17 protein-coding genes, 1 tRNA gene and 2 pseudogenes are annotated in these 20,558 nt (G+C 57.3%); 7 read left to right on the top strand and 13 right to left on the bottom strand.

Going from position 1 to position 20,558, the window contains the following annotated elements; translation table 11 throughout:
• Positions 1-171: 171 nt before the first annotated feature.
• The 9 genes from AC1DLT_RS27995 to AC1DLT_RS27955 form a co-directional block, all read right to left on the bottom strand.
• A complete protein-coding gene (locus AC1DLT_RS27995) occupies positions 172-864 on the bottom strand; it encodes an FkbM family methyltransferase (protein ID WP_477488900.1) in 693 nt (230 codons plus the stop codon).
• 87 nt (positions 865-951) lie between these two features.
• The gene (locus AC1DLT_RS27990) at positions 952-1,872 is read right to left on the bottom strand and encodes a hypothetical protein (protein ID WP_477488899.1); all 921 of its coding nucleotides are present in this window, start codon (positions 1,870-1,872) and stop codon (positions 952-954) included.
• Between the two features lie 213 nt (positions 1,873-2,085).
• On the bottom strand, positions 2,086-3,306 hold the full coding sequence (locus AC1DLT_RS27985) for a glycosyltransferase family 4 protein (RefSeq protein ID WP_477488898.1): 1,221 nt from the start codon (positions 3,304-3,306) through the stop codon (positions 2,086-2,088).
• 2 nt (positions 3,307-3,308) lie between these two features.
• Positions 3,309-4,082 (bottom strand): class I SAM-dependent DNA methyltransferase, encoded by a 774-nt coding sequence (locus AC1DLT_RS27980; protein WP_247136582.1) that lies wholly within the window; start codon positions 4,080-4,082, stop codon positions 3,309-3,311.
• Entirely contained in the window at positions 4,079-5,188 is a 1,110-nt protein-coding gene (locus AC1DLT_RS27975; protein ID WP_477488897.1) for a DegT/DnrJ/EryC1/StrS family aminotransferase, read from the bottom strand. Before AC1DLT_RS27975 ends, AC1DLT_RS27980 begins: the two co-directional genes overlap by 4 nt.
• Complete coding sequence (locus AC1DLT_RS27970; RefSeq protein ID WP_477488896.1) at positions 5,185-5,580, bottom strand: cupin domain-containing protein; 396 nt, start codon at positions 5,578-5,580, stop codon at positions 5,185-5,187. Before AC1DLT_RS27970 ends, AC1DLT_RS27975 begins: the two co-directional genes overlap by 4 nt.
• 236 nt (positions 5,581-5,816) lie before the next feature.
• Complete coding sequence (locus tag AC1DLT_RS27965; RefSeq protein ID WP_477488895.1) at positions 5,817-7,076, bottom strand: glycosyltransferase family protein; 1,260 nt, start codon at positions 7,074-7,076, stop codon at positions 5,817-5,819.
• A 90-nt stretch (positions 7,077-7,166) separates the two neighbouring features.
• Entirely contained in the window at positions 7,167-8,957 is a 1,791-nt protein-coding gene (locus AC1DLT_RS27960; protein ID WP_477488894.1) for an ABC transporter ATP-binding protein, read from the bottom strand.
• Positions 8,958-9,420: 463 nt separating this feature from the next.
• Positions 9,421-9,783, bottom strand: a complete 363-nt coding sequence (locus tag AC1DLT_RS27955; RefSeq protein WP_477488893.1) for a hypothetical protein — start codon at positions 9,781-9,783, stop codon at positions 9,421-9,423.
• Between the two features lie 244 nt (positions 9,784-10,027).
• On the opposite strand from AC1DLT_RS27955, the pseudogene AC1DLT_RS27950 reads away from it, so the two are divergent.
• Positions 10,028-10,487: pseudogene (locus AC1DLT_RS27950) on the top strand (PspA/IM30 family protein); the annotation flags it as partial.
• A 156-nt stretch (positions 10,488-10,643) separates the two neighbouring features.
• A complete protein-coding gene (locus tag AC1DLT_RS27945; RefSeq protein ID WP_477488892.1) occupies positions 10,644-12,455 on the top strand; it encodes a hypothetical protein in 1,812 nt (603 codons plus the stop codon).
• 521 nt (positions 12,456-12,976) lie between these two features.
• Here AC1DLT_RS27945 and AC1DLT_RS27940 read toward each other — a convergent pair.
• Positions 12,977-13,051 (bottom strand) — tRNA-Thr (locus tag AC1DLT_RS27940).
• A 152-nt stretch (positions 13,052-13,203) separates the two neighbouring features.
• On the opposite strand from AC1DLT_RS27940, the gene AC1DLT_RS27935 reads away from it, so the two are divergent.
• The 3 genes from AC1DLT_RS27935 (at position 13,204) to AC1DLT_RS27925 (ending at position 15,845) form a co-directional block, all read left to right on the top strand.
• Positions 13,204-13,455, top strand: coding sequence for a hypothetical protein (locus tag AC1DLT_RS27935; RefSeq protein ID WP_040124531.1), 252 nt, complete (start codon positions 13,204-13,206; stop codon positions 13,453-13,455).
• A 113-nt stretch (positions 13,456-13,568) separates the two neighbouring features.
• Entirely contained in the window at positions 13,569-14,861 is a 1,293-nt protein-coding gene (murA, locus tag AC1DLT_RS27930; RefSeq protein ID WP_041364592.1) for a UDP-N-acetylglucosamine 1-carboxyvinyltransferase, read from the top strand.
• Positions 14,862-15,002: 141 nt separating this feature from the next.
• On the top strand, positions 15,003-15,845 hold the full coding sequence (locus AC1DLT_RS27925; protein ID WP_477488891.1) for an oxidoreductase: 843 nt from the start codon (positions 15,003-15,005) through the stop codon (positions 15,843-15,845).
• Positions 15,846-15,895: 50 nt separating this feature from the next.
• Here AC1DLT_RS27925 and AC1DLT_RS27920 read toward each other — a convergent pair whose 3' ends face one another.
• The 3 genes and pseudogenes from AC1DLT_RS27920 to AC1DLT_RS27910 form a co-directional block, all read right to left on the bottom strand.
• Positions 15,896-16,567, bottom strand: a complete 672-nt coding sequence (locus tag AC1DLT_RS27920; RefSeq protein WP_477488890.1) for a hypothetical protein — start codon at positions 16,565-16,567, stop codon at positions 15,896-15,898.
• 81 nt (positions 16,568-16,648) lie between these two features.
• Positions 16,649-16,891 (bottom strand): hypothetical protein, encoded by a 243-nt coding sequence (locus AC1DLT_RS27915; RefSeq protein ID WP_477488889.1) that lies wholly within the window; start codon positions 16,889-16,891, stop codon positions 16,649-16,651.
• 35 nt (positions 16,892-16,926) lie between these two features.
• Positions 16,927-17,334: pseudogene (locus tag AC1DLT_RS27910) on the bottom strand (YciI family protein).
• A gap of 545 nt (positions 17,335-17,879) precedes the next feature.
• Here AC1DLT_RS27910 and AC1DLT_RS27905 point away from each other — a divergent pair.
• Positions 17,880-19,433: a hypothetical protein gene (locus tag AC1DLT_RS27905; RefSeq protein WP_477488888.1), complete on the top strand. Its 1,554-nt coding sequence runs from the start codon at positions 17,880-17,882 to the stop codon at positions 19,431-19,433.
• A gap of 116 nt (positions 19,434-19,549) precedes the next feature.
• A complete protein-coding gene (locus AC1DLT_RS27900) occupies positions 19,550-20,557 on the top strand; it encodes a fatty acid desaturase family protein (RefSeq protein ID WP_477488887.1) in 1,008 nt (335 codons plus the stop codon).
• The last annotated feature ends 1 nt before the right edge of the window (position 20,558 follow it).

Below are 20,558 nucleotides of genomic sequence, written 5' to 3'. Positions count from 1 at the left end.
ATAACCCGCACAACGCGAGCCGATGCCTCGCAACGCGAAAGGGGGCCGATCCGTTGCATTCGGAGTGGGTTATCTGATCCGGAAAACAAGCGCCGCCCGCCGATGGCCGCAGGGATATCCCCGTAAAATGGACGGCGTCCGGGCTGGAGCCTCCCGAGGTCTCAGCTTTTGTCACGCCGTCCCGGCTGCGTTGAACTTGAACAAGTAGTCGTGCTCCGTGAGCTGATCCAGAAGCGTATAGCCCTTGGCCTCGAGGAAGCTCTGCATCCTGTCAATGTTTCGGCATTCTATAACCATGAACCTGAAATTATGGCGGTCAAAATCAACACCCATCAGGACTTCGAGCTCGGCACCTTCAACATCCAGCGACAGGATATCCATCAGTGCTGGCGCGTTGCCCTCGTCAAGGATCGTGCTGAGCGGCTTTGCGACTGCACCGAACTCGAATGTCGCTTCCCGATTCCTCAGGAATTGGCGCGAAAGTTCCAGATGGGCCGATACGCTCTCCAAGTCGACCTCGACATTTGTGGAGACGCTCATCAAGTTGCCGTAGCTCATGTCCACGTATTTGTGAGGGTAACCGAATCGCACGCAGGCATTGCAGAATATCGCATTCTTCTCGCTGCGGTTCTTTCGGCATTCCAGAAAATTGTTTGGAGAGGGTTCAATCAGAATCCCGCTCCATCCGCGATTTTTTTCGAAATAATAGGTGTTGGACTGGCGAATGCCGTCGTTGGCACCGAGTTCTACGTAGAACCCGTTATCGTAGTCGACATATTTCTCGATCTTCCGATCCAACTCGTTGAGCCCGAAATACGCACTAACAGGCTTCTTCTTTTTAAAAGGAGAACGCAGTCTGGGCATCGAAATTCACTCCGTTAATCCGCAACGAGCGAGGTGCGGCTCCAGATTTGCCAACGAGGGATAGTGGGCCTGCGGCACCGGTTTCTGTCAGTGTTTGGGGAATATCTTTCTCAGGACGCGCTTCAGCCCCTTTTCCTTCTTCTTGCTATAGCAATGCTCGCGCATATAGATCTCGTCGGAGAGGAAGTTGGTGGCGGGTACCTGCGGGTGACGAAGCGGAAACTCCACACCCTGTCGTGGCAGTTCGGCGACGTTGCTGGCATCCAAGGTATGGGTTGCGTCTGCCCGGAAGCCCAGATTGCTGATCAGATTGTGCTGTGGCTGTATGCTGATCTGCCTTTGAAGCCACTGCGAAAAGACGAATTGGTAGCCCCAGGCGTCCAGCCCATCCTCGAACACGCGATTGAATGCCTTGATCCAATGCGCGAATTCATCGGGATACGCGACGGTGTTGAGCCAGCCGTTCTCGCGCAAGGTTCCCCAGCGCGATATCGACACGTCGTAATTTTGCCAGACCCGCCGCCAGGTGGCCCAGCCCCAGATGAGCGGATATCGGCTGAAGAAATAGCTATCCTCGACCGTTACGCGGCCATGCGTCAGATTCGAGCCATTGATGGAGCCAACGCGCTCGTCATCCTCGTATTTTTCGAGAAGTTCGGTGCAATAGGGGAAGAAACTAGGATCCGGCAGACAGTCGTCTTCGATGATGATCGCGCGATCGGTCTGCGAGAATACCCAATCCAGTCCGGAGGAAATCCGCTTGCGGCAGCCGAGGTTCATGTCGGAATAATTGCGGAAGACTTCGCAATCCCAATCGACATTCTCGACCACCTGCCTTGTTCTGGCGCATTTCTCCGCTTCGTTTGCGCGGTCCGCTCGCGCACCGTCGGCGATAATGAAAAGCTTGCTTGGGCGCGCCTTGGCAATTTCCCGGAACACCGACTCGGTGAGATCTGGTCTGTTGAAAATGATGAAGACTACTGGGGCGATCGGTTTTGCTTCGTTCATCTATCCACTCGATTACGGACCTGAAGGGGATCGAAATCGCCGTCCAAAGTCTGGAGACCCCTTTAAACGGATGGTATTGCGCGACACCGGCACAGCGTCCATTCCGTCCGGTCTCGTAAACCAGATTTGGCCTTTGAGCAAGCGAGGGACGTGCGGGAGACGGGTGGGCTTGCGGAGCCGCAGGTGAACGATCCAGCCCCCTGTCCTGCTAACTCAGGCCGACGTAGGCATCCTCGACGCAAGGCGGGACAGCAGCAGCCTTAGCCGGTCTTCGGCGGCCTGTCTTTCACGTTCGAAATGCTCCAGGCGCTGCCGGCCCAGCTCTTGCCAGCGGCCATCGCCCGGTCCCTGCGCAAGTCGTTCGATGCAGTCGGCAAGCGAATGCGCGTCATCGGGGTCGAAAAAAAGTGCGGCGTCACCGACGAAATCAGCAAATCGCTGTGGATAAAGGACCGGCTTGCCCAGCACCCATGCCTCCATGGGCGGAAGATTGGAGGGGCCGAAATAGCTTGGCATGACCAGCGCCCTTGCGCCCTGATACAACAGGCTCATATCCTCCGATGGCACGAAGCCGAGGAAGTGTGTGCTGTCCGATAGGCCGAGGCGTTCCGACATGCGCCGGATCGTGCCGGCATGCCCCTGGTCGCCGCCTGCGAAGACGACGCTGGGTGCCGTGCCGTTCCGCTTGGCCAGAAGCGAACAGGCCTCCAGCAGCCTGACATGGTTCTTGTGTGCCCAGAATTGCGCCGGGTAGAACAGGTAGCCGGGGGCAAGACCGTAACGCTCGAACATCGCTGCGAGTGCGTCCGGGGTTGACGCCGCCTCCCGCAGCAGCGGAGCGGGAGAAAAAGGCATCTCTATGAAGCGGTCGCTGGCGACGCCGTAGCGCTGTGATGCCAGTTGGCTGGTGTGGAGCCCATCTGTCAATGTCGCGGCCGCCTTGACGACCGCGCGCGAATAAAGCTCTTCGCGCTTCTCGAATTCGCGGTTTTCGGTGACCTCGGGAAACTCGGGATGTTCCAGATGGCAGAGGTCCCAGATCGTGAAAATGTAAGGCGTCGCCTGGAGGTCGAGCGCATATCCGCTCGGGGCGGTGAAGTAGACGAGATCTATTCCCTGCCGCTTTATCTCAAGCTCGAATTCCGTCATCTCTTCACGCCGCCTGCGCGCGGACTGGAAGGCCTGCACGATCTTCTTGGACAGTTTGCGCTTCGGCTTGACGAAATGCTTGGCCTTCAAGCCGCTGGCGGCGAGGGTCTCGATATTGCTCCTGATAGTCGTGTAGATTTCGACGTCATAGGGCTCCGGGGCGATGCGGAGCATCTGCAGGGCCGCGGTGATCGATTGGTTGAAGCCGCCTCCGACAGAGATCTTCTTTTCCAGAATCACGGCAAGTTTTAGCCGTGACTTCGCCACTGCATCCGCTGTCGCCATCGTCAGTGCCCGGTTTTTTCAACGAGATAGTAGACACTCCAGGTATCTCGCGAAGGAGAATTCCGTGTCAGCCATTCGCCGGTCTCTTTCAGCTTCAAGCCGGCGGCCTCTATGTGGCTTTGGATTTCCGCCGGAAAGAAATACCGCATCGGATGGAGTTCCTCGAAATTTGAAATCGCGCCCGTCTTCTTGTCTTCGACGAAGAAGGTGAATTTGACGGTCACGACATGCGCGCTGCTGTCGTGCTGCGGCTCCGCGATCCGGACAATCTTGAAACTGTCGTTTTCAGCCCGGCGGACTCGGGTTTCGGGGAGCTCATGCTCTACCGCCGGCCCGTGCCACAGGTCGAAGAGAGCGACGGATCCGTTCGACATGTGGGCGCTCAATGTCGTGAATGCGGCCGCCACGTCCGCTTCATTCGTTTGATAGCTCATGACATGGAACAGCGAGACAACCGCATCGAAGGACCGTCCAGCGTCGAAGTTCCGGAAATCGCCCTGCGTGAAGTGCGCGCGTCCTTCAGGGATATCGGCTGCCATGCCTCTTGCCTGCGCCTGCGCGAGCATGTGAGGGCTCAATTCCACGCCCAGGGTTTCGAAGCCGCTTTTGGCCAGCATCAGATCGTGCTGGCCGGTGCCGCATCCGAAATTCACCAGCGTTCGGGCGCCCGGCGCAATCTCCCGCAGCAATTGCGCGACGAATTCAGCCTCTTTCGCATAGTCTTTGCCGGCATTGAGGGTGTCGTAGATTTCCGCGTAATTCGCGAACACGCTCATCGAACGATCTCGCGGACGGCGCTGGCGACCTCGTCGATATCCGCATCCGACAGCCCGAGACCGCTTGGAAGATAGAAGCCGTTGGCGCCGATATGCTCCGAGACCGGGTGATGTTCACCTGCGAAAAGCCCCATCTTCTCGAATACCGGCTGACGATGCATCGGCCAGAAGAATGGGCGCGTGCCGATCTTCCGGCTGGACAAGGCCGAGACGATCTCGGCGCGGGTCTTTTTCGCCGAGGGGCGGACCACGAGACCGAAAACCCAATAGATATTATCGGCATAGTTGGTCGAACGCGGCGCCCTGTCGAAGCAGTCGAGATCGCCCAGACGCTCTTCATAGGCCGCGCCGATCGCTCGCTTGCGCGAAACGACGTCATTCAGTTGTTCGACCTGCGCCAGCCCCAGCGCCGCCTGCAGGTTGGACATCCGGTAGTTCCATCCCAGTTCGTGATGCACGAATCGCTGCTCCTCGATAAAGCAGAGATTTCGAAGCGAGCGTGACCGCTCGAGCAGTTCAGGGTCGTCCGACAGGACCATGCCGCCTTCGCCCGTCGTGACATGCTTGTTGGGATAGAAGCTGAATATGCTGATATCGCCGAAGCTGCCGCAGGGCTTTCCCTTGTAGGTCTGTCCGTGCATCTCGGCGGCGTCTTCGATGATCTTCAAGCCATGACGCTTGGCAAGATCGAGGATCGGGTCCATATCGACGGGCAACCCATAGATATGCACGACCATGATGGCTTTTGTGCGGGGCGTGATGCGCTGCTCGATCGCCTCCGCTGTCATGTTCCAGGTGATGGGATCGCAATCGACCACGACCGGTGTGGCGCCCGCACGAACGACGGCTGCAGCGCAGGAAATGATGGTGAATGTCGGAATGATGACTTCGTCGCCTTCTCCGATCTTCAGAGCCTTGACGGCGACGTCCAGGGCGCATGTCCCATTCGCGACAGCGACGCCGTCGGCGCGCGAAACCTTGGCGGCAAAGGCCTTTTCAAATCGGCGAACGAACGGGCCTTCGGAGGAGACCCAGCCGCTTTCGATGCATTCTGCGAGGTACTCGGCTTCCCGCCCCTTGAATGACGGTGTGTTGACGGGGATCATGGAGCCTTCACCTTCTGGTCTGGATCGATCGAAAAATGGACGGATGGCAAGGAGACGATCTCCTGCTCGGAAGCCCCTTCGAAGATGGTTTTGTCTTCGTTTCCGGCGTAGGGGCCTTGTTTGACCTCCAGCATCTCGACGGGCTCCAGCATCTTGAAAGCGTGTCCGCCGGATGTCAGCATCAGCACGTCGCCCGCGCCGAGCTCTTCTGACCCGATATATTGCTGTTCCGATGTGTAGAAATCGGCCCGCAGGCGGCCACTCTTGATGACGAGCACTTCCTGGGTAAGCTGGACCGCCCGCTCGTTGAGATTGTGATAATGGGGCCGGATATATTCGCCCTCGGGCCGCTTCATGTAGGCCAATTGCTGCGAATAGCTTCCATCCGTCACGAATGTCACACCCGGCGACGTAAATTTACTGGATATGATGATCGCAATCTCTGTCCCGTTGAAACTTATCCGCTTAATCATTTTTCATCCCAGGATTTGTGGCCCATTGGAAGCCTATACCTCTACCGTGGCAGTGTATCTAGCACCTGTCGCGGACATCCAGAAGATTTCGTAGGCCAAAATCGGACAGCCAGCCCAAGCAAGACCGATCCGGTCCCCGGTTCGGTCTGGTGAATTTATGAACCCTGCTGCCGGTCATGCAATGAGGTGTCCAATACACGCATAAGCGGATTGGCAGCGAGGACATCCTGAAAATAAGCGGCTGCACGAGCGGTACCTTCCTGAAAGCTCGAGGGATCGGCCACAACGCGCAGAATGGCTTCCGCGAATTCCTGGTCGGTCGTCGCAGGGACGCCATTGCCGTGGGAAAGAAATGCCATCATCGACATACCCCGAGTGTGGATGACAGGTTTGCGCGCGGCGACGGCATCTTGAACGACACCGGATCCCTGAAGGCTGTAGATGGCCGTTTCGTAGGGCAGCAGGACGGCGTCCACAGAAAGAAAAAGCTGTTCGAATTCCTCGGGCGAAAGGCGGTTGTCTTGCGGCGACACGAAGACATTCCGTTCGCCCTTCCGAAATTCTTGTAAAGCTGCATAGACTCCGCCCTCGCGAAAATCAGCCGTCGAACCCTGGATAAGGAAATCGAATGGTGGCGCCGCTCGGGCCTCCGTCAATTTGGCAAGGGCTGCGACGATGCCCGCAAGCCGTCGGCTTCCCTTCTCGGGTCTCGGTTCTCCGAAAACGCCTATGCGAAATCTATCGCCTTGATCGAGCCCGGCGCCGGGGATCATTGTGGCATACATGCTGCATGGCAGGTAAAATCCGCCTTCTACAGGCATGCCGGAAGTTTCCCGGAAATAGGCTGCCAATTCCTCTGTCTCGGTGAACAGGAGAATGTTGGCGGGCAACTTCGCAAGGATCGCATCGAGCCGCTTTGAACGGAGCCTCTCGTTTCGGTCCCCCAATTCCGAATTCAGAAAGCGAAGACAAATCCTTGGCGCCGCATCTCCCAATATAGCTGTCAGCTCAACGGCCGATTCAAGGGAATCGAGTTCTGCCGTGGGCACGATGACAAGATCGCCTGTCCCCATTTGAAGGCTTCGGCATATCTCAGCCAGTTTCGCTCCGAATGCCGACGGGGGCAACGTGATGGTCTGCGCGGATTTGAGGGCGCCAAATGCCGCCCCCAGTCGTTCGAATATATTCCCATGCAGCAAGCGTGATCGCAACTTGGCCAGCTTGATGGGCTTGCCGCTAAGTTTTCCGGCCGCCTCTCCCAGAAATCCGTCGTAGGATTCCCCAGCGACGACACTTGTCTCATGATAGGGCAGATATGTGCGCAACGCAGAAATCTGGGTATGATGATGTCCGCGATTGTGGACGAGCTTTCGCTCCACAATCAGAAGCTTTTTACGCTCTCTCGCGTCGGTCATTGACCCCATACTCTCTTGAATAGCGGCTGGGTCCAGGAGCGGCAGAACACCTCCGCTCCCACGCCCGCCGTGGGTGGGGGAAGTGCTGGATTATTCAAGTGCGCTCTTTTCAGACGATTGCAGATTGTTGAGGCGCGCGTAAAGGCCATCCTTGCGTTTGGCAAGTTCCTCGTGTGTGCCTTCTTCCACTGCCCGGCCTTCATGCATGACGATGATCTTGTCGGCATTGACGACCGTCGACAGGCGATGGGCGATGACGACGACGGTTCGCCCATGCATGGCCGAATCGAGCGCCCTTTGCACGGCGGCTTCGGATTCGTTGTCGAGCGCCGAGGTGGCTTCGTCGAGAAGAAGGATCGGCGCGTTGCGCACGAGTGCGCGTGCAATCGACAAGCGTTGCCGTTGGCCGCCGGAGAGGGTCATGCCGTTTTCGCCGACCGGTGTTTCGTAACCTGCCGGCTGCATGAGGATGAACTCATGGGCATGGGCGAGGCGGGCGGCCTCCTCCACTTCGGCGTCGGTCGCTTCGGGCCGTCCATAGCGGATGTTGTCGCGGATCGTTCCTTCGAACAGATAGGGCTGCTGCGTGACATAGGCGAGGCTGTGACGCAGAGACGCCTTGGTCACATGGGCGATGTCCTGTCCGTCGATCAGGATCTGGCCTTCGGCCGGATCGTAGAACCGCGGGATCAGCGAGATGATCGTCGACTTGCCGGCGCCCGACGGGCCGACCAGGGCGGTGGTCTTGCCGCCTTCCGCGATGAGGTCTACCCCCTTGAGGATCGGCTGGCCGCTGCCATAGGCGAACACGACGCCCTTCAGTTCGATCTGCGCCTTGGTGACGACAAGGTCGGGCGCGCTCGGATTTTCCCGCTGCAACGGCTGCATATCCAGCAGGTTGTAGATCATCCGGGCGTTGATGACGGATCGTTCGAGCTGCACCTGCATCCTGGCAAGCCGGCGGGCGGGGTCGTAGGCCATCAGCAAGGCCGTGATGAAGGCGAAGAAGGCGCCGGGGGCAACATTGTCATAGATCGAACGGAAGGCGGCATAACCGATCACGCTGGAGATCGCCACGCCGGCAAAGGTCTCGGTGAGCGGCGCGGTGCGTTCGGACAGGCGGGCAATCCGGTTGCTCTGTCTTTCGGACGTTTCGATAATACGCCGGACCTTCTGCTCCAGCTGTTGTTCCATGGTGAACGCTTTGACGACGGTGATGCCCTGGATCGTTTCCTGCATGGCACCCAGCACCTTGCTGCTCACCTCGACGGCTTCGCGTGTCACGCTGCGCAGCCGCTGTGATAGGTAGCGGATCGCAAGAACGAGCGGCGGCGCCACGGCAAACACGATCAGCGAGAGAACCCAGTCCTTGGAAATCATCACGATGATCAACGACGCCAGCGTCAGCAGATCGCGCGCCGTCGAAGTGACCACAAGGTTGAGGACGTCCCTTATGCCGCCGATATTCTGGCCGATCTGCCCGGCGAGTTGGGCTGATCGCGATTCCGCGAAAAAGCCGACCGAAAGCTTCATGATATGCGAATAGAGGCGTTGCTGGTAACGGGCGACGATATTGTTGCCGATCTTGGAGAGCGTCACCGCCTGCCCGTAGGTCGCCAGACCGCGAATGACGAAGGCTGCGAAGATCGCAAAGCAGATGACGAGCACCATGTCGGCGCGTTTGTTGGCAAAAGCCTCGTTGACAACCGATTCCATGATCCACGCCGTGAAGGCGGTGGACATGGCTGTCGCCACCAGACAGAAGATCGCAAAGGCATAACCGCGCAGATGATCCCTGCCGTTTTCGGCGATCACCCGCTTGAGGACGCTGGTCACAGCGCCCGAATCCAGGTGGTTCTTCTTGTTCTTTTTGGCGGTCAATTGGGCTTCCCCGCTCGTCGCACCCGACGATAAGTTTTCACATGTGCGGCGTATTAAACGTTTGGCGCGCACTTTGCCAACCACGCTAATACGATTCTGCGTGGCAGTTGCACGCGTGCATGGGCGGGGAACGTGCCTATCCGTCGCCGCGAGCCTGCGTCCTGGCGCATCATAAGTTATTCGACGATCCGCCGGGGAGGAGGTGAGGGGCGGGAAATGGTCGCGGGCGATTTGGCCGGTCGGGCCCAATAGCTGACAAACCTGGCGCGCGCAGGGCGGACAGGTGTCGAGTATGGCAGCCAAGTCCAGTCTCGAACTGAAGCTCCGCTAGACAAGGCGTCGGACCACTGATCGCGGTCCCATCACCAGCGCAACCGAGTTGGCCCCCTAGCAACATTCGGCACAAGTCAGGCAGGTTCCTTCTCTCTGAGCCTTGCCTGACTATGTTGCCAAAACGGTAATACTATACGCGCGGGCAGCCGGGGGCCTTGGAGATCATGACGGAATCCGGACGATTGCGGGCTCCGCCGCGTTTGCCATACCCGTCAATATAATAGTAATTGCGGTTCTCGGCGTTAATGTACGGATCGTTCAGGTATCGCGAGGCGGCGGCCACAGCTTCACGCCGGCCGCAGCCTGAACGCTCATAGCGACGCTCCTCCCGGCGATCGTATCTCCGGTCATCATAGTAACGGCGCTCCATCCGAGGGCCGCGCTCTCCGAATTCGAATTCGAATCCTTGGGCGGTGGCAGGCGCCGGTTGAATGCCGACCCCGACAAGCACGGTCGATATACCGGCCAACAGTCCGATTAGTTTCGCTCTCATTGTTTTCTCCCAGCAATGGTAATGCGCCAAATTAGCAGACTTAAAATGAACGGCAGCATAACAAGTTCCCCCGGCATCCCCGATCGTCGCCCGTGAGGCAAACCCTGATATCGGAAAATTTCTGCGAGCAGACAAAAAGCCCCTCACTATATTTGCAAGCCCTATCACGTCTTCTTCCGTCCGACGAAGAACCCTGCGATTGGCAAGTGTCTCGCAAACCGAGCCTATTGAAAGCACGAAAGCGGTGCTTTGTGTTGCCGACGTGGCTCAGACTGATCCCACATCGATACTTCGCTACGACCTTGCGCCAGACAACGACGCTCGACGGGCCCATGAGGAGGCATTTGCCGCCTACGCGACCATGCTCTCGATGCTCGACGAACTGGCATCGGAAAAGGCCGGTGCAAATCTCGTCACGCTCCATGAACTGGCCTACGAAACTGTCCGGGACCGCACCGGCTCGCCCGCCCGGCTGGTGACGCTGGGCCTGCGCGATTTCGCCTCCAATCGCGGCCGCGTGTCGGCCGCGGAACGGCTGCCGCTGGACGACAAGCTGTTTGCCATCAAGGGACCGGCCGATCTGACGATCGCCACCGTACGCGGCCGTGTCGCGGTCCCTACGATGTCGCCGGGTATTCACGCGGCACGCTCAATATTTCAATGCCCAGCTGGTGGCCCATGGCGGCTGCTATCAGATCCATATCGAGGATTGAAATCCCCGCGGTGACTTTGCTTCGCTCCGAGATTACCGCCCCATTTCCCGTATGAGGGCATAACAGGCTAGATTCCGGAACCTGTGGTAGCATATTTTTAAATGACGTTTGCTAAATCCGGCCCGAATTTCGAGCTGGGAAGTCGCCATGGGAGATTTTGCGAAATCGGTCACGGAAGACGTAGCTGGTACATGGCGTCCGCCTGTCTTCTGGCGGATCTTCTTGATCGTCTACATCACGGCATTGGCAATGTCCGTGCTGGATATAGCAAACGGCCACATCTTGACGGGTGATATCGACGATCGGATGCGGGCAATCCAGATCCGTCAGCTCCTTTCTCCGACCGGTCACTGGTGGAGCCTTGTGCTACCGGTCGTTTCCATGCCTGAACCCTATGTTTCTCCCTGGTCGCGACTGGTCGATCTGCCATACGTTGCGATCAGTATCGCCCTGTCGCCGATGCTTGGCCATAACGATGCCATCTCCTGGTCATTCCTGATTTGGCCACCCCTGATGCTGGGCATTTACAGCATGCTGGTCAGTCAAATTTTACAGCGCCTGACCGAATTCCACACGACGGCAGATTATCTGCTGCTGGTCGCAACAACTATTTCCATGACCCTGGCCGTGGGCGAATTTGCGCCGGGGCGAATCGATCATCACGGCATGCAGATCCTCGCCTTGATGACGATCGTGCTTGGCGTTGTCCGCTGGGACCGGTTCGGTGGCATTCTGATAGGGCTGGGCAGCGTTACTTCTGTCGCGATAGCATTGGAGGGACTGCCTTTGGTTGTCACCGCCTTTTCGGGGCTGGTGATCTCATATCTGTGCAGAACCCGCGCATCACAACAAGTTCTCGCCGGAGCATCGGCATCTGTTTTACTTTGTACAGTGCCAGTGGCGCTTGTCCTGCTTGGCCCATCGGCTGCTATATCAACGCAATGCGACGCTTTTTCCGCTCCCTATATCTTCCTGCTCGTCGGATGCTCGGCCCCGCTGCTGTTGGTCACTACAGTTTTCCCCCGCATAACAGGGTGGGGGCAATTGGCGATCATATGTGTCGTCGGGGCGGCAGCGGTCGTTTTCGCTGCCTTGCTTTTCCCGCGATGTCTCGCAGGACCTTACGAAGTCATAGATCCCATTTCTCGTTCGCTATGGTTTGACCGTATCCTCCAGGAAAAACCGCTTTGGTCCGCGGTTGCGCACACGCCACCGGCCGTCATCTGGTGGGTTGGGCTCGCGGGGTCTCTTTTGCTGGCTGCCGTGCCACCAATGCTGGGGCCTCGCGGCCGCGAGCAGCCCGGACGGCCAGTCATCTTTGCTATTGCTGCTGCAAGCCTTTTTCTCACGATTGGAATCGCCCGCTACGTCCGTTTCCCATTTGCCTTCATTCCGTTGTTCCTGCCGATCGCCTATCACTATCTAAAGCAGGGGCAGGCAACGCCAGTTGCCTGGTGGCATACCCGCTCAATCTTTCTGGCGTCTCTTTTACTGCCGATCGCGGCCGCCCAATCAGCCAGCATGTTCATGCCACCGATCGAACTGAGCCACGACGCGGCCGACTACATGGCGTTTGACGAGTGCCCGCACGGCGATTTCTCCGTACTCGGGAAGGTTACGCCGGGGCGAATTATGGCACCACAAGGATTGTCCCTTCGACTGGCTGAAGGCATGCCCGACGGTTTTTCCGTCGGGGCAATTCCTTTCCATCGGGCGGCTCCTGGCATCAGACGGGTACTGGAATTTTTTATCTTGCCTGGTGCGCATGTCAGGCAACAAGCACTCGAGTCGTTCGACTATGTCGCAATCTGCCGCTTTCCGCTGAAACCGATGCCGGACGATGCGCCTGTGTATACAGCGCTCGCAGGCGGCGAAGAATGGCCGGGTCTTGTGCGGGTACCAGACGATGCTTCCAACCCTTTCCAGCTTTTCCGGATTAACCACCCAGCGGTCCAGTGATAGTCGCAAGAGTGGAGCGCGATGAACTTAAATCTTTGACTTCATGCCTCAATGGCGATGCCGGCCGCAGATCCGCCACGTACATGTCGTCGATGCTTACGCTAGCCCAGCCGGGATTGTATTGCGCCGGGGCTCATCGAGTGTGAGGCGCCCGTTGCAGTACCTCGGCGCGAACTGCTCCACAGTCAACGGATAACGGTCCGGCCTCACCACTCCCCTTGTGCCGCTTGTTCTTGTCGTTCAGCAGTTGCAATCTTGCTTTGGAGGCCGGCGACGGCGCTGTGGGGCCGAGAAAGTCCGATGCTACGGTCGGGACCCAGCGCTTCTCGAAGCTCTGTCCTGCCGTCCAGGAATGGACGAAGCGATTTGGGTATCACCGTGCGAAATAGCGACCGTCGCAGTTAAGTAAAATTGGGTGGCTGCCGAGCCATGGGTTCTTCCGTTTGTAACCGTCTTTGCAGCGGAAGAATGTGAGAAAGGTCCCGAAAAGCAAGAGCTTCAATGAAATCAACGGGGAAGGATGGTGCTGCTAGAGAGATTTGAACTCTCGGCCTCTCCCTTACCAAGGGAGTGCTCTACCCCTGAGCTATAGCAGCGTCAGCCGGCGCGAAAGACCCGCGTCGTCGGCAGCGGCCTATTGCCATAGGTTCACCGGCAGCGCAAGCCGCAAATTCCAAGTTCTTTGCCAACGGGTGGGGAAAACGTCGCTTCCGCTTTCAAGAATCCCGCTTTTTCGGTATGGAGGGCCATGGCGAATGATGACGAACGGCACGATTCCGAAGGTGGGGATACCGGCGAAGGCCGTGGCGACCGGCACCGCAAGGCGATGGAAGCCCGCGAAGCGCAGCGCAAGGCGAAGGCTGCGGCCAAGCTTCGCGAGAATCTGATGCGCCGCAAGACCCAGGCGCGGGCCCGCCGGGCGGGCGAGGAGGATCTGACCCAGGGACTTCCCGCCGCAGAACCGGGACTGCCTGCCGCAAAAACGGACGAATCATCGTAGCTTATGCGCCAGACGGGCTATTCGGGCAGGCCATTTTAGCAATCATTGAAGCAGCGGCGGATTTCGTTTAAGGACGCCTCCTTTCGCGCTCTCAGAAGGAAGAGTTACAACTTATGGATCGCATCAGAATTGTAGGCGGCAACGAACTCAAGGGCACCATTCCGATCTCGGGAGCGAAAAATGCCGCTCTGCCGCTGATGATCGCCTCGCTTCTGACGAGCGACACGCTGACGCTCGAAAACGTGCCGCATCTGGCCGACGTAGAACAGCTGCTGCGCATTCTCGGCAATCATGGGGTCGACGTCGCCGTCAACGGCCGCCGCGAACGCCAGGAAGAGAGCTATTCGCGCACCATCAATTTCACCTGCCGCACCATCGTCGATACGACCGCCCCCTATGAGCTGGTCTCCAAGATGCGGGCGAGCTTCTGGGTCATCGGGCCGCTGCTTGCCCGCGAAGGACAGGCGCGTGTTTCGCTGCCGGGCGGCTGCGCGATCGGCACGCGTCCGGTCGATCTCTTCCTCGAAGGCCTGCAGACGCTCGGCGCCACCCTGGAGGTGGACGGCGGTTATGTGAACGCGACGGCGCCCAAGGGCGGCCTGATCGGCGCCACTTACGTCTTCCCGAAAGTCTCGGTCGGCGCGACCCACGTGATGATGATGGCGGCGACGCTTGCCCGCGGCACGACGGTGATCGAAAACGCCGCCCGTGAGCCGGAGGTCGTCGATCTCGCAAAATGCCTGACTGCGATGGGCGCCAGGATTTCCGGCGCCGGCACCCGGACGATCACCATCGAGGGTGTCACGTCGCTCTCCGGCGCCCGCCACCGGGTCCTGCCGGATCGCATCGAGACCGGTACCTATGCCATGGCTGTGGCGATGGCCGGCGGCGACGTCGTGCTCGAGGGCACGGAAGCATCGTTGCTCGACAACGCCCTCGACACGCTGCGTTTGGCCGGCGCCCATATCACCGAGACCGAGACCGGCCTGCGCGTGGTGCGCAACGGCAACGGCATCCAGCCGGTCGATATCACCACCGAGCCATTCCCGGGTTTCCCGACCGACCTGCAGGCGCAGTTCATGGCGCTGATGACCCGCTCTTCGGGCGTCTCGAACATTACCGAGACGATTTTCGAAAATCGCTTCATGCATGTGCAGGAGCTTGCCCGCCTCGGCGCCAGGATTTCGCTGTCCGGCCAGAAGGCCCGGGTTGAAGGCGTGACCCGGCTGAAGGGCGCTCCGGTCATGGCGACCGACCTGCGCGCTTCCGTCTCGCTGGTGATTGCCGGCCTTGCCGCCGAAGGGGAAACCATGGTCAGCCGCGTTTATCACCTGGACCGCGGCTTCGAACGGCTGGAAGAAAAGCTCACCCGCTGCGGTGCAGTGGTCGAGCGCGTCAGCGACTGATCGATCCGAGAGGTTGAGATTTATGAAGGACGGTTGGGGCATTGCCCTTGCCGTCCTTTTTTGCATGTCTATCTCTTGCATACGCCCTTCTTTAATCCCGCCTCATATTGTTTGATCCGGCACCTCCACGGAGATTTCCCCATGACCGATGTTCAAGCCCCCGTCTGGTTCATCACCGGCTGTTCCACCGGCTTTGGCCGCGAACTTGCCAAGCTGACCATCGAGCGCGGCTGGCCGACCGTCGTCACCGCCCGCGGCAAGGATCGCGTCGCCGATCTGGCCGAAGGCAGGGACCATGTTCTGGCGCTCGATCTCGACGTGACGGACATGAAGCAGGTTTCTGATGCGGTTTCGGCTGCCGAGCAGAAATTCGGACGCATAGACGTGCTGGTCAACAATGCCGGCTACGGTTACCAGGCCTCGATCGAGGAAGGCGAGGAGGACGAGATCCGGGCGATGTTCGACGCCAATGTCTTCGGCTTGTTCGCTATGACCCGCGCCGTGCTGCCGGGCATGCGCGCGAAGCGCAAGGGCCACATCCTCAACATCACCTCGATGGCCGGCTTCATGGGCCTTCCGAGTTCCGGATATTATGCGGCGAGCAAGCACGCTGTCGAAGGTTTTTCCGATGCGCTCGCCCATGAAGGCGCGCCGCTCGGCATCAAGGTCACCTGCGTCGAGCCCGGTCCGTTCCGCACCGACTGGGCCGGCCGATCCCTGAAGCAGACGCCGAGCACGATCGCCGATTATTCCGAGACGGCGGCCGCCCGCATGGACGCGACAGCCGGCTATAGCGGCCGCCAGCCGGGCGATCCGGTGCGCGCCGGCGAGGCGATGATCGCCGCGACCGAGGCGGATCAGGCGCCCCGCCACCTGGTTTTGGGCGCCATCGCCTATAATGCCGTCACCCAGAAGCTGAAGGAGCGCCTGGCCCAGATCGAACTCTGGGAGGACATCAGCCTTTCCGCCGATTTTCCCAGCTGAATGGTGGGGGTGGGGCCAGCCGGCGGCCCGAAACGGATGACTCCAGAATTCTAGATGTTAGTTGGTCGCTCAAATCGCTGGCTCACCTCGCTTTCGATTCCAGTATCCGCTGAATCGGCCTTCGACTTCTTTTCAATATGAGCTTTCCAAAATTTGAGTGTCGTATCGAATTGCTGATGAGAGTACCGATCGCGAAAATAGTATAAAACGACAAGTAAAGATACAATACATAAAATCATAACCGACGCCTCCGCTGCTAGGTTGTTTTTTGTAACTTCATCTCTGATGAGATGCCTAATCCAAACTGCAATATCAATCGCAATGTAAAAAATATACGGCAGAGATAGTATTTCAATTGTACCTAAACTAATTTTGTTTCCGATATCCGTTGAGTTCCTAATGTACTTCATGTTCACGGAAACTCTTTGCGAAAAAAGGGTGTCGTCAAAGCAAAGTTCATTTTCGTAATACCTTGCTACCAGATATGACCTGCAGTAGATTATGGATCCAAGCTGATAAGACATAGATAAAATAAATGGTATTGATATCAGAAGCGAAAAGAACATTACATCGTAATATCCCTCTTTAATGCACCAGGCATTTGCCGCCGCAATCGAGCCTAAGCTAACAATCCACATTGAGTGCGTTGTTTTTATTCTGCTCAAAGTCATGTCGTGAATATACTTAATCTCAAGTTCAGTTCGCTTATCACTAAAGTCCATGATCTCCTCCGCGTTTCCCCAATACAAAACCGGTGCCATGATATACGCGGAAAAATTGAGTAACAATTCATTTTCGCGTGGTTAATCCTTGGAATTCATGATTTTTGCAAAAACCTTGCAAGCCGCTGGCCAGGACACAAATGTTCTCTCGACGATGGTGTGATTAGGGCCGCTGTTGGCGTAAATCTGGCCGTGGCGATCTTCCACAGCTGATCCAATGCTCGAAATACAGCAGCCATTTAAAGCGCAGGATTGCACCCGCGCAGTCAGGCCATGCCCGCGGTGAGCTTGGCGGGTTTGATTCGAAAAGGTCGCTTCGAGCACCCGGCACTCCGTGTCTTCGGTCAAGGCCAGAGGCATCAGGCGACGCCGAGTCTTCCGCGCTCCCCTTGGTGGGGTGTCGAGAGCTCCTCCGGCGTCAGAAATTCGCTCAAATCCGCCGCCTCGAGAAACGGCCGGATCTCAATCTCGCTCCGGCCCTGCATGGGGTTGGGGCAGCGTTTCGCCCAGGCCACGGCCTCGTAGATGTTCCTAACCTCCCAGATCGAGAAACCGGCACCAGCTTGCGGGTCTCGGCGAACGGGCCGTCGATGACCGTGCGGCCGGGGCCATCGAAGACGATTCGTTTGGCTTCAGCACTCGGTTTGAGGCCGGCGCCGGCCACCATGACGCCCGGCCTTGAGCAGCTCGTGGATGAACCGATCCATCGCCTCGAACGCCTCCGCCGCGGGAGGCACACCCTTTTCGCTATCCGTGGTCGCTTTCATGCCCAATCGGGATGTTGGTCGAGCCTGCTGATCTTAAACTCGGGTTGACGGTGGCGCTCAGAATTTCACCCATAGTCCAAAAGCGATACAGGCCTTGTCCAAGGATTTGTGCCGCTGTCATTGGGGCTTGGCGCGTCGGCTTATATCAAGTCCGTTTGAAATTAGTCGTGGTGACCCTCCGGCCAAAAAGAGCTTTCTCCAGCGGGACGGTTCTGACCGCTCTCACGACGTTTTATCCCTATGCAAAGGCGAAGCAATTGTGGCTGCATCATGCGTGCTGGTGCGCGCCCGAAATAAGTTGCCGGCATTGCGCCTTTGACCGCGCGATCGGCACCGCGGATCTCATCGTGGCCAGCGGTCAAAGACCACACCCAACGCCGCACGTATGCCGGCACCGCCCGACGGAGGTTGATGCGGCGAATACCTTGCTAACCAGACCGTCCGAATATGCATCAGCACCAATATCCAGGCCGGAACCCACTTCACGGACATCCAGCGTTCGGTTATTGGTCAACGGCACAGCAATGCCGTTTTGGATTTCGGCAATGCACATCATGGAGTTAATTATGCTCGAGCGGTTTCTCAACGAGCGTCACTTCACCCTCAAACTTCTCAGCGTCAGCTTTTTTTTAAACGGGCTTATGGCATTCAGTCGGGGAGCATCGTACTGGTTCGATACTGTGATTTATTTCGAAATAGCGAGAGTTATCACTAACCCAGCTGCATTTCACCAGTTGGATCAGAGTAATTTCGGCTTAGTCTTTCAGCACGTCGTTCCCGGACTTCCGCTTTTGATCCTTTTTTTCGAAAAGATCTTTGGATCGATGTTGTGGCCGGCCTTCGCGGCGCTGCAATACAGCCTTAGCGCCGTTGCGTGCGTCTATTTCGCGAGAGGATTTGATGGTCAGATCAGTCGAATTTCTCAACTCATCCTGGTCGTACTAATAGAAACGTTCGCCTATTATTCCGGTTTTCACAGCGCGATCCTAACGGAGTCGCTGTCCGCATCGATAACATTGCTGATAATCGGAGTTACAGTACGGTGCCTAGATGGCCACTATCCTTTTTACCGGGCATTGATTGCTCTGCTGATCCTAACAATTATTGGCTGCCAGTTCCGGTCCTATCTTGTGGTCATCGGTGCCGGCTGTGCCACGCTTGTCGTTTTCGACCGCAGGCGTTGGAGTCAGTTTTGGCTTTACGGCGTGGTCGCGGTTGTCGCGGTGGGAAGTATCTTGGCGTATCCAGCATACCGCGCTGCGGCGGGCAGTGATTTCAAGCTCCTAAATGTCAATGCCTTGATGTTGATGCATGCGAGTTACGTGGCCTGGGACCTTGACGAACGGTCGCAGCGGGCGCTCGATGGAGTTGTTTTTGACCCCGTTATTCGCGACAAGATTGTACTGCAGGGCGACGCTCTCAACATGAACGACGTCGTAAAGCTGGTGAGCGACCTAGAAGCGCGCGGAATTGGTCGTGACCATGCCGGAGAACTTATTAACGCCGCCTCCAAAACCGTCAGAACGCAATCCGCAGAGATCATGCTACGCCAGATCCAACTGTCGCTTTCATCGCTCGGTTTTCAGTACCTGGCAACCTGCTGCGATCCATCGCGCGGCCTGATGCGAGGCTTCGACGGGAAAGCAATGCTCGATCATTTTAAACGTTACTATCGTTGGAACGCTGGGTTAGCAAAAAATTACCAACGGACCTTCAAGCGTTACAACGATGTATATTTGCAGCCGCCCTACCTCTATAGCCAAGCTGCTATCGATTGGTACACGAGCCGGGTAGGGCCTTATATCTTTGATAATGCATCCATGTTTAGGCCGGCTTTGGGCATCACTCGGCTCATCCCACTGGACCTAATCGTTGTTCTAGGGCTTACGGGCTTCGCATTAAAGGCGCGCAGGAATTGGCAAATGATCCTAATTGTTGGCTTGTGTATGGCGCCGATCTATGCAGCCACGCTGATGGCGAGCGTCGTTGGAGATACACGCTACTCTCACCCATTGTGGCCACTATATTTTCTCGGCATTGTCATTGCCGGAGAGGTGGCTGCTCATAAATTCAGGCCGCCGCCACAAACCACATCCTAGCCGGCCTTTTCCCTATCCCACGGGTGGGGACCACCACGGGGCAGGGTTGCTCTTAATAACGCCTGAAAAATAGTATAGCACCAAAGCCTATTCAGATTCTGGTATGGATTTAAACTATGGATGCCCAGTTTGCCGATTGCATGAAAACAGCGCGCGCGTTGCTCGACATGGATTACGTGAAGTCGCTCTACACGCCTCGACCATCAGCGGTATCCTGGGCGACGACAGCAATCTGGATACAATTGTTGGTGTCCTGGGCTCTCGCTCTGTATGGCCCATTGTGGCTGGCGTGGATACCATTCCTAGTCAACTGTGCCATTACTCAGGCCATGCTGCTGTGGGTCCACGAAGCGTCCCATTACCATCTAAGGCTCGGGAAACGATCCAACGATATCTGGTGCGACCTGTTTTTTGCAGGTCCGGTGGGGATGTCGGTAGCCGCTTATCGTTCACGCCACATGACACATCACGCTCATCTTGGGACAGCTGACGATGGTGATAGCTATCCGTATCGCCAATCGATCAAAGGCCCTTGGGCACTGTCGTGGGTTCTGGCGAAAGCTCTATCTGGGGGCCTGGGGCTTTGGCTAGTAATCAACAAATACGGTCCAGGGGCGAGAAAGGCCGCGGCGGCTTCAGCCGCGGTATCACCGCAATGGATTGCTCCACTTGTCACGGTCATTTTTAATTTAGTTCTGCTCGCAGCCTGCATCGGAACCGGCCGCTGGTATTTATATTTTCTCTTGTGGGTGTATCCAATTATCGCCGTAGCTATCGTGTTGAACATCATCAGAACGATTGCCGAGCATCAGCCGGAGGACTATCCCACCATGAACAATGGTGAAATTCGTTTGACGCCGCTTGCCCGCACCACACTCCCCAATTTTTTCGAGAAATGGCTGATGTATCAAGCCAATTTCAACTATCATATAGAACACCATTTATTTCCGAGCGTGCCGCAGCATAATCTCGCTTTTCTACATCGCCATTTTGTGGAAAGAGGGTTTTACAAACGTTTTCCCGGCTGTCTGCAAAAGAGCGGATTTCGAAAATTCGTCGAACTTTCTAAGAATCGGACGCACGATGATTTCAGCGATCCGGTCGAGGACGCGCTGACGACCTGAC

The sequence above is a fragment of the Neorhizobium sp. 05N33 genome (genome assembly GCF_056397445.1).
Note: the sequence above shows the minus strand (reverse complement) of the source record. Positions and strands in the feature narration are given on the sequence as shown.

Coding starts and splice junctions, on each gene's coding strand:
- AC1DLT_RS27945 (WP_477488892.1), top strand. CDS start 10,644: ATGGGAGATTTTGCGAAATCGGTCACGGAAGACGTAGCTGGTACATGG.
- AC1DLT_RS27995 (WP_477488900.1), bottom strand. CDS start 864: ATGCCCAGACTGCGTTCTCCTTTTAAAAAGAAGAAGCCTGTTAGTGCG.
- AC1DLT_RS27990 (WP_477488899.1), bottom strand. CDS start 1,872: ATGAACGAAGCAAAACCGATCGCCCCAGTAGTCTTCATCATTTTCAAC.
- murA (WP_041364592.1), top strand. CDS start 13,569: ATGGATCGCATCAGAATTGTAGGCGGCAACGAACTCAAGGGCACCATT.
- AC1DLT_RS27920 (WP_477488890.1), bottom strand. CDS start 16,567: ATGGACTTTAGTGATAAGCGAACTGAACTTGAGATTAAGTATATTCAC.
- AC1DLT_RS27935 (WP_040124531.1), top strand. CDS start 13,204: ATGGCGAATGATGACGAACGGCACGATTCCGAAGGTGGGGATACCGGC.
- AC1DLT_RS27980 (WP_247136582.1), bottom strand. CDS start 4,082: ATGAGCGTGTTCGCGAATTACGCGGAAATCTACGACACCCTCAATGCC.
- AC1DLT_RS27905 (WP_477488888.1), top strand. CDS start 17,880: ATGCACATCATGGAGTTAATTATGCTCGAGCGGTTTCTCAACGAGCGT.
- AC1DLT_RS27985 (WP_477488898.1), bottom strand. CDS start 3,306: ATGGCGACAGCGGATGCAGTGGCGAAGTCACGGCTAAAACTTGCCGTG.
- AC1DLT_RS27975 (WP_477488897.1), bottom strand. CDS start 5,188: ATGATCCCCGTCAACACACCGTCATTCAAGGGGCGGGAAGCCGAGTAC.
- AC1DLT_RS27900 (WP_477488887.1), top strand. CDS start 19,550: ATGGATGCCCAGTTTGCCGATTGCATGAAAACAGCGCGCGCGTTGCTC.
- AC1DLT_RS27925 (WP_477488891.1), top strand. CDS start 15,003: ATGACCGATGTTCAAGCCCCCGTCTGGTTCATCACCGGCTGTTCCACC.
- AC1DLT_RS27955 (WP_477488893.1), bottom strand. CDS start 9,783: ATGAGAGCGAAACTAATCGGACTGTTGGCCGGTATATCGACCGTGCTT.
- AC1DLT_RS27965 (WP_477488895.1), bottom strand. CDS start 7,076: ATGACCGACGCGAGAGAGCGTAAAAAGCTTCTGATTGTGGAGCGAAAG.